At 60.1% G+C, this 8,277-nt stretch carries 6 protein-coding genes and 1 pseudogene; 4 read left to right on the top strand and 3 right to left on the bottom strand.

Annotation, left to right across the window (positions count from 1 at the left end; translation table 11 throughout):
• From AB7S84_RS14465 to AB7S84_RS14450, 4 genes and pseudogenes are all read left to right on the top strand, one after another.
• Positions 1-581, top strand: a pseudogene (locus AB7S84_RS14465) (UDP-N-acetylglucosamine 1-carboxyvinyltransferase); the annotation flags it as partial.
• Positions 582-596: 15 nt separating this feature from the next.
• Positions 597-3,089: a DNA internalization-related competence protein ComEC/Rec2 gene (locus AB7S84_RS14460; protein WP_428155291.1), complete on the top strand. Its 2,493-nt coding sequence runs from the start codon at positions 597-599 to the stop codon at positions 3,087-3,089.
• Positions 3,090-3,366: 277 nt separating this feature from the next.
• Positions 3,367-4,734, top strand: coding sequence for a diguanylate cyclase domain-containing protein (locus AB7S84_RS14455; protein WP_020875312.1), 1,368 nt, complete (start codon positions 3,367-3,369; stop codon positions 4,732-4,734).
• 136 nt (positions 4,735-4,870) lie between these two features.
• Entirely contained in the window at positions 4,871-5,416 is a 546-nt protein-coding gene (locus AB7S84_RS14450) for a hypothetical protein (RefSeq protein WP_020875311.1), read from the top strand.
• A gap of 218 nt (positions 5,417-5,634) precedes the next feature.
• On the opposite strand, the gene AB7S84_RS14445 is transcribed toward AB7S84_RS14450, so the two are convergent.
• The 3 genes from AB7S84_RS14445 to AB7S84_RS14435 all read right to left on the bottom strand — a co-directional run.
• Complete coding sequence (locus tag AB7S84_RS14445) at positions 5,635-6,651, bottom strand: energy-coupling factor ABC transporter ATP-binding protein (protein WP_428155288.1); 1,017 nt, start codon at positions 6,649-6,651, stop codon at positions 5,635-5,637.
• Positions 6,652-6,654: 3 nt separating this feature from the next.
• Positions 6,655-7,344: an ABC transporter permease gene (locus AB7S84_RS14440; RefSeq protein ID WP_040414058.1), complete on the bottom strand. Its 690-nt coding sequence runs from the start codon at positions 7,342-7,344 to the stop codon at positions 6,655-6,657.
• 108 nt (positions 7,345-7,452) lie between these two features.
• On the bottom strand, positions 7,453-8,277 hold an 825-nt coding region (locus tag AB7S84_RS14435), incomplete at its 5' end, for a substrate-binding domain-containing protein (RefSeq protein WP_428155286.1).

The raw sequence follows: 8,277 nt of genomic DNA, 5'->3' as shown, positions 1-8,277 counted from the left end.
CCGCCGAGGTCACCATCATCCCCGATCGCATCGAGGCCGGGACCTTCATGGCGGCGGCGGCCCTGACCCGGGGGGACGTGACCCTCCGCCGGTGCGAGCCGGATCACCTCCAGGCCGTCATCGACAAACTCCGGCTCACCGGCGCCGAGGTGACGGTGGAAAAGGACACCGTCCGGGTCCGGGGTGGCGACGAGATTGCCAGCGTCGACATCAAGACCTTGCCCTATCCCGGGTTTCCGACGGACATGCAGGCCCAGTTCATGGTGCTCATGTCGGTGGCCAGAGGGCTCAGTCTCATCACGGAAACCATCTTCGAGAACCGCTACATCCATGTCAGCGAACTGCGGCGGCTGGGGGCGGACATCACGGTGTCGGGCAACGCGGCCATGGTCAAGGGCGTGCCGCGCCTGTCGGGAGCACCGGTGATGGCAACCGACCTCCGGGCCAGCGCTTCCCTGATCCTTGCCGGTCTGGTGGCCCGCGGCAAGACGGAGATCAACCGCGTCTACCATCTGGACCGCGGCTACGATGCCATCGAAAAGAAGATGGCCGCCCTCGGGGCGGCTGTTTGGCGGGTGTAAGCCCCTGCCGTCCGGGTGAGCGGGAACCCCCTGGCCAGGCCGGCCCGGCTCCTTGCCGCCGCCCTGGCGGCCGGCATCTTTCTGGGGGATTTTCTGCCCGGTCCGGCCCTGCCGGCATGGATCGCCGCGGGGGTCTGCCTGTTCCGGCTCGTCCGGGATGTCCTCCGCCGGTCTCCCGCCCTGTTTTCGCCCCTCATTCTCTTTTTTCTGCTGGGCTATCTCTCGATCCAACCCTGGTCCGCCCCCCGGTTCACGGCGGACCATCTCGTGCATTATGCGGAGCGGTATTATCCGCGCATTCACGGCCGGATCCTGACGCCGCCCGAAACCGACGAGCGCCGCGTCTCCTTTGTCATGGCCTCCGTCAGCCTGGGACCGGATGTCGGACCGGTCACGGGAAACCTTCGCGTCACTGCCGCCCGGGAGGGAATCCCGCCTCTCCGGCAGGGGGACGAGATCCGATTTTCAGGCCGGGTTCGACGGATCCGGAGCCTGAAAAACCCCGGCGGGTTCGATTATGCACGGTTCATGGCCTTCCGGGAAATTCACTGCACCGCCTACATCCGAAAGGGAAGCCTCAGGGTCCTGACCGGCAGCCTTCCGTCCGTTGACCGGGCGGCGGCATCCCGTCCGCCTGCGGGGCTTCGGGAGCGGATCCATGCACGGATCCGCCAAAGCCGGTCCGCCGACGCCGGCGCCGTCATGGCGGCCCTCCTGATCGGTGAAAAGGGGCAGATCGATCCGGACCTTCGCAACCGCTTCAACCGGGCGGGAATCGGTCATCTGCTGGCCATTTCAGGGCTCCATGTCGGTATCGTCACGGCCTTTGCCTATGCCGGGTTTCGATGGCTTCTGGCCTTTGTCCCGCCGCTGCTTTGGCGAGGATGGCTTCGCAAGGCCGCGGCCCTGGCCGCACTTTTTCCCGTCTTCGTCTACGCCCACCTGGCCCAATGGTCCCCCGCCACCCAGCGTGCGGTCTGCATGGCCGCGGCGGTCTGCCTCTCCCTCTGGTTCGGGCGGGAATCGGACGTCGGCAACGGCATCGCCCTGGCCGTACTCGTCATACTCGCCGCCTTTCCGCCGGCGCTTTTCGCCATCTCGTTTCAGCTCTCCTTCGCGGCGGTCATCGCCATTGTCGCGGGCATGTCCGCGTTCGCCCGCCGCCCCCCGGCCGATAGGGGACGGCTCAGATCCCTGGGGGAAAAAGCCGGGGGTCTCACGGCGGTCTCCCTCCTGGCGACTCTCGGCACCCTTCCCCTTTGCATGATCCATTTCAACCGGATCTCCTTCATCGGCATCATCGCCAATCTTTTCTTCATTCCCTGGGTGGGGGGCCTGGTGCTGCCCTTGGGCCTCCTGGCGGTGTTCGTTTTTCCGGTGGCGCCCGATCTCGCCGGGATCGGGTTCGACATCTGCGGCCGGCTTCTGGACCTGGCCCTGATGATGCTGCCCCTCTTTTCGGAGCTGCCCTTCGGCGCCTTTGTCACCATCGTGCCGACCGCTTTCGAGGTCGGACTATACTATGTCGTCGGCGGTCTCCTGCTGGCGGAAGTGTCGGCCAGACAGGGCGGGAAGACCGCAGGGCGGCGACGCCGGATGCGCTGGTTATGGGGGGCGGTTGCCGTTGCCGTCCTCGCGGACGGGCTCTACTGGACCCACGACCGCTTTTTCCGGGACGACCTTCGGGTCACCGTTATTGATGTGGGGCAGGGGAGCGCCGCCCTGGTGGAATTTCCCAGGGGATATCGCATGCTCATCGACGGCGGCGGCTACTACGACCCGCGCGTCTTCGACGTCGGGTCGCGGGTGGTGGCGCCCCTGCTTCGGCGCCGCCGGATCCTGACCCTGGACGCAGTGGTGTTGAGCCACCCGGACAGCGACCACCTCAATGGCCTGATCCCCATCGTCGAACAGTTTCGGGTGAAATCCCTCTGGACCACCGGCATGGAAGGTTACGCCGAGGCCGACAATGTCAGGGCGCTTATGGCGGCAGCCCGTCAAAAATGTGTTCCGACGCCTGCCTTCGAGAGCCTGGCGCGCAAAACCGACATCAACGGCGTCGCTCTCGAGATTTTTTATCCGCCCCACGATGTCGCAAGGACGGACCCGAGCCGCATGAGTCGCCGGGACTGGCGTCGGAAATCCAACAACCGGTCCATGGTGATCGGCATCCGCCTGGGCGACATCGGCATCCTTTTCCCCGGAGACATCGAGCGGCCGGCGGAGAAGGTCGTGACGGCGGCATGGGGGAGCCGGCTTCAACATCGGGTCCTGGTGGCGCCCCACCACGGGTCCCGGACCTCGAGCTCCCCGGATTTCCTGGCCTGGGTCCGGCCGCAATATGTCCTGATTTCCGCAGGCCGGGGCAACCGATTCGGGTGCCCCCACCCCGAGGTTCTGACCCGGTACCGCGACATGGGCGCCAGGATCCTGCGCACCGACACGGCGGGCGCCCTGACGCTTACGACCGACGGCCGCAGGCTTTTTGTGGGCCCCGCCGTTCCCTGACGATGCATTCGTGCCGACGCTGTTCCGGTGCTTGGATATGCGATCTGATTTTTTCCTGTATCTGCCGCCCATTCTCTGATATAAGGAGAGGCTCAGATCTATAAGTTTAATTATAAGCAATTAAGATTTCAAGGTTTGACGATCGCGTGCCGACCGGAAAGCGTCTGAAGGCGCATCAGCGCTCCGTTTCGCGTGGGGGCCCCCCATCGCCTCCAGTCCAACGCCTGGTTCGGGAAAATCCAAAAAACGATGTTCTGAAATCCCCCGGGGGGTATGCATGAGACTTCGCATCGAACATAAGATGATCCTCGGATATCTGCCGATCATCCTGCTCATTTTCGTCATCACGATTTTTTCCTATCGAAGCCTCGATGAATTGAATACCATCAACAGGAGCATCCTCAACGAGGATACGGTTCTCATACAGGCGGTCGAAAAAATGGGGGAAGCCGTCCTGGCCCAGGAATCCTACGGTCGCCGCTACCGGATTCTGGACAACCCGGAAATGCTCGATCTTTTTCGGCAGCGCGACCGGGAGTTCAACGAACTTGTCGACAAGGTGCGGGCGCTTCCCCACCAGGAAGAGATCAACATCGATAAGCTGTTGTCTTTACATCGCGATTTCAACGCGCTGTTTACGACATCCGACGATCTTGCCAATACGCCCGCCGGATTGGACGCGGGGGAATTCGACAAAGCGGTCAGCGATACATTTGACCGGATGACGGCGCTTCTCCAGTATATGCACCGGGTCGGCAAGCGGAGCCAATACCTGAAGATGGAGAAAGCCAACAGCATCGGCATCCGATCTTTTCGATTTACGGCGCTGCTGTCCACGTTGATGATCATTATCGGGTTGGCTTCGGTATCCGGTATTACCCGAAGCATATCCAGAGCCATTGCCGAGCTGAAGCGCGCCACCGAGATCATCTCCCAAGGCAATTATGATTGTCGTCTGCAGGTCAATACGAAGGATGAACTGGCGGATCTTGCCGCATCTTTGCGCGTGATGGCGTCACGCTTATCACTGCTCGAAAGAATATCCCTCGATTCAAGTCCGCTGACACGGATGCCCGGCGGACTGGCCATTGAAAACATCCTGGCCCAACGCCTTGAATCGAGTCATCATACGGCCTTCTGCATGCTGGATCTGGATAATTTCAAATCCTACAACGACCGATATGGTTATGCCAAGGGAAACGACGTCATACGGGCGACGGCCGAAATCATTAAATCCGCGGTCGCCGAGCAGGGATCAACGGACGACTTCGTCGGTCATATCGGCGGGGACGATTTTGCCGTCATTACCCATACGAATCGTTACGAGACGATCTGCAGAGCGATCATAAAGCGGTTCGATGAAACCATCGTCAATTTCTACAACGAATCCGATAGGGAACGCGGATGCATCGTCTCGAAAAACCGACAGGGCCGCCGGATGACGTTTCCCATAATGACCATTTCGATAGCGGTCGTAACGCATCATCAGGAACAGCGGATCACGCACATTGAAATCGGTGAGATCGCCTCGGAATTGAAAGCTTATGCCAAGTCGCTCCCAGGAAGTGTTTTTGTGACGGACCGAAGAGAAAAACATTCGGAGGACCGCGGCGCCGAGAATACGGCCCTCAAGGTGGTCAAGTAGGCTGAAGGCTGAAGGCTGAAGACTGAAGACTGAAGGGAAGGGGGATTCCCCTTGGCGAATTCAGGCCCAACGCCCCGATACAACACCGTTGTCCGACCGTTTCACACCCTGTATCGAGAAAAGAGGAAGTAAATTCATGATCTGTTCCGGAAATTTTCGTGGACGCAATCTGTTTCGGCTGCTCGCATGCCTTTCCATGGCATTGATGACGACTGCATGCATGAAGACGTTCGTCTGTCGTTCAAGCTGTTTTGATGTCCAGGGAAAGGAAGACATCACCAAAGCGGTGGTGCGCCTCGAGAAGTCGATAGCCCATGACCCTCAAAATCCGAAGAATGCCGACGCCTACCGTCAGCTCGCCGTTCTCCATGCGCACTACAAAAATCCAGCCCCGAACTATCGCCGTTCCCTGATGATGTTTGAAAAATGTCTCACCCTCGATCCGGAGGCCTGGAATGATGCTGAAATGCTGTATCTGAAGGGCCTCGTGGCGGCTATGGATGACGCCGACAGGAATCGGATGCGCCTGGCCCACCAGGTGGAGCAGCTGACGCGGAACAACAACAGATTGAAAAAGGCGAATACGAAGATGGTTGCAGAAAACCAGGAATTACAGGAAGCCATGGAAAAACTGAAGCTGCTCGAACTCATGATGGAGGAAAAAAGGCGCAGCCTGAAGTAGGCCGGGAAAAAGAGGCTGAAGGCTGAAGACTGAAGGCTGAAGGGGTGCCTTTGTGCCAGACGGAGCATTTATGCCCTTTCGGTCTTCAGCCTTCGCCTCCAATGGGGTTCCTCCGTGACGAACGGGGCATTTATACCCCTTCAGCCTTCAGTCTTCAGCCTATAGTCTTCTTTGCGCGAGAAAAATCGTGTGTCGTTCACCCGGGCCGGGGCGGCGTGTCAGAGCCATCGGATCTGGTCGATGCGGTATTGGATGTGAAGGGTGTTCCCGGGAAATATCGCTCCGGTGTCGTACCTGCCGGGTGTTATCCTCACCGTGAAGGGGAGATCCCCGACAAGAACGGTAGCGACCACCTCGCCTGTTTTTTTCTCCAGACTGAGTCGTGAAACAATGCCTGCAAGGGCGATGTCCGCATCCCCGGGGCCCGGGTCCGCTTCATCCAACGGCATCGCTTCGATGACGGCCACGGCTTCGGGGGACGGCGGTTCGGGCACCGGCACCCGCCGGTCGTCCGGCAGGATTTTACCCCATTTGCCGCTCCCCAGCGATTGCCAGGGTCCGAAGAGGAGGGTCTCACGCCCCGAACCGGAAATTCTGCCTTTGAACAGGTGCACCATGTGGTCGCAGATCTCCAGGAGCCACTGCCAATCGTGACTGGCGGCGACGAGGGTGGTGCCCAGCTCCCGGCAGGCCTGAACCGACGCCTCCTTGATCCGCTGGGCGCTGGCGGAATCGACGCTGGCCGTGGGCTCATCCAGCAGAAGCACCCTGGGCCTGAGGGCCAGCCGTGCGGCCAGGGCCACCCGCTGCGTCTCGCCGCCGGAAAGGGCGTACCAGGGCCTTCGGACAAAGTCCTCCCCGCGGAGCCCCACGAGGGAAAGCGCCTCGTGGACCCGCTCGGCCAGGTTTTTGGCGTCACCCCGCAATCTGAGACCGTAGGCGACATTGTCGAATACGCTCCGCCGCATCAGAAACGGCTCCTGGGGGACAAGGGTAATCGAAAACCGGGCTTCAGGTGAAAAGGGTTCAACAACCCGACCGCAAAAACGGATCTCCCCCTCTGTCGGTTTTTGGATGAGTCCCAGAAGCTTCAGCAGGGTGCTTTTGCCGCTGCCGTTGGGACCGATGAGGCCGACCACGGCACCCGGCTGAATGGAGAGTTGCGGGATTTCCAGAACCGTCTTGCCGGCATATGCGTGTCGCAGGGCGGTGATGTCGAAGATGGGAGCTGCCAACGGTCAGGTCCTTCGGCGCAGAAAAGAGAGCGACACGTTAAAACCCAGGGCGATGGTCAGAAGCACCAGGCCGAGGGCCACGCCCATGCCGAACTGGCCTTTGTTGGTTTCGAGGGCGATGGCGGTGGTGATGGTGCGGGTATGCCACTTGATGTTGCCGCCGACCATCATCGAGATCCCCACCTCCGTCATCACCCGTCCATATGCCGCGATCATGGCGGCCAGGATGCCGTGCCGGGCCTCCCACAAGCTGCTGCAGAAGAGCTGACGTCGGTTGGCGCCCATGGACATGACGGCGATGCGAAGTTTCCGATCCATGCTTTCGACGGCCGTCGCGGTGAGACCGATGACGACGGGCAAGGCCAGGATGGTCTGACCCACGGCGATGCCCGGCAGGGTGAACAGGAGGGATAGATTCCCCATAGGGCCGCGATGGGTCAGGAAGGCATAGACGAGCAGGCCGATGAAGACCGTGGGAAGGGACATCAGGGTGTCGACGACGGTCCGGACGGACTTTTTCCACTGGAACTCGAAATAACCGAGACAGAAGCCGAGGGGCACGCCCACCCAGAGGCTGACCAGCATGGAATAGGTCGAGACCCTCACCGTGGCCCATATCGCGGAATAGGTTTCCGCGTTTCCGTTCAGGAGTAGACGGAACGCCTGAAAAAAGCCTTCTAATAGAAAATTCATGTGCAATTCGGAATTGAAAAAACCGCCCGGCTGCAGCGGGAAGCCCTGTCGGGAGATCCCGCCGTACATGCAGCCGCTGCGGTCATGGCATTTTGCCGAGAGCTTTCGCTACATTTCTGCATTCGGCGTAAACAGCGGCTTCCCGAGCAGTTTGAATTCCTTGATCAGGTGCTGTGCCGCCGGACCTGCGATCCAGTCGATAAATCGCTTGGCCGTGTCGTATTTGACCTGGGGACAGTGCTTTTTGTCGACGGCGATGACGCTGTACTGGTTCAGCAGCACGGCATCCCCCTCCACCAGAATCTTGAGGGGCGGATTCCCTTTCAGGGTGTCTTCGTATTTGATGTAGGTTCCCCGGTCCGTCATGGTATATCCCTTCTGCTCCGCGGCGATATTGATGGTGGAAAGCATCCCCTGGCCGGTCTGGACATACCATTTTTCTTTTTCCGGAACCTGCATTTCCGCGGCTTTCCACAGGGCCAGCTCCTTTTTGTGCGTTCCGGAATTGTCGCCCCGGCTGGCAAAGACGGCCTGCTTCGCCTGAATCCGGCCGAAAGCCTCCTTGATGGATTGGCCCTTTATCCCGGCCGGGTCTTCCGCCGGACCGATGACGACGAAATCGTTGTACATGATCTCCTTGCGATCGCTCCCGAATCCGTCGGCCACAAACTTTTTCTCGGCCGCAGGCGCATGGACGAGAAGGACGTCGACATCGCAGTTTTCCCCCAGTTTGAGGGCCTTGCCGGTGCCCGTGGCCGTCCACTTCAGTTCGATGCCGGTATCGGCCTTGAATTTCGGGGCGAGGTAGTCCAGCAGTCCCGTATTGTCGGTGCTGGTCGTGGTCGCCATCATTAAAAGGCTTTCTTCGGCCTGAGAGGGCGTCGATAGAAATCCAATAGCCAATGTCAGACAAATCAAAACGATAAATGACTT

The organism is Desulfococcus sp. (assembly GCF_050178255.1).
GTDB classification, from domain to species: Bacteria; Desulfobacterota; Desulfobacteria; order Desulfobacterales; family Desulfococcaceae; genus Desulfococcus; species Desulfococcus multivorans.
This window is presented reverse-complemented; position numbering and strand designations above follow the sequence as displayed.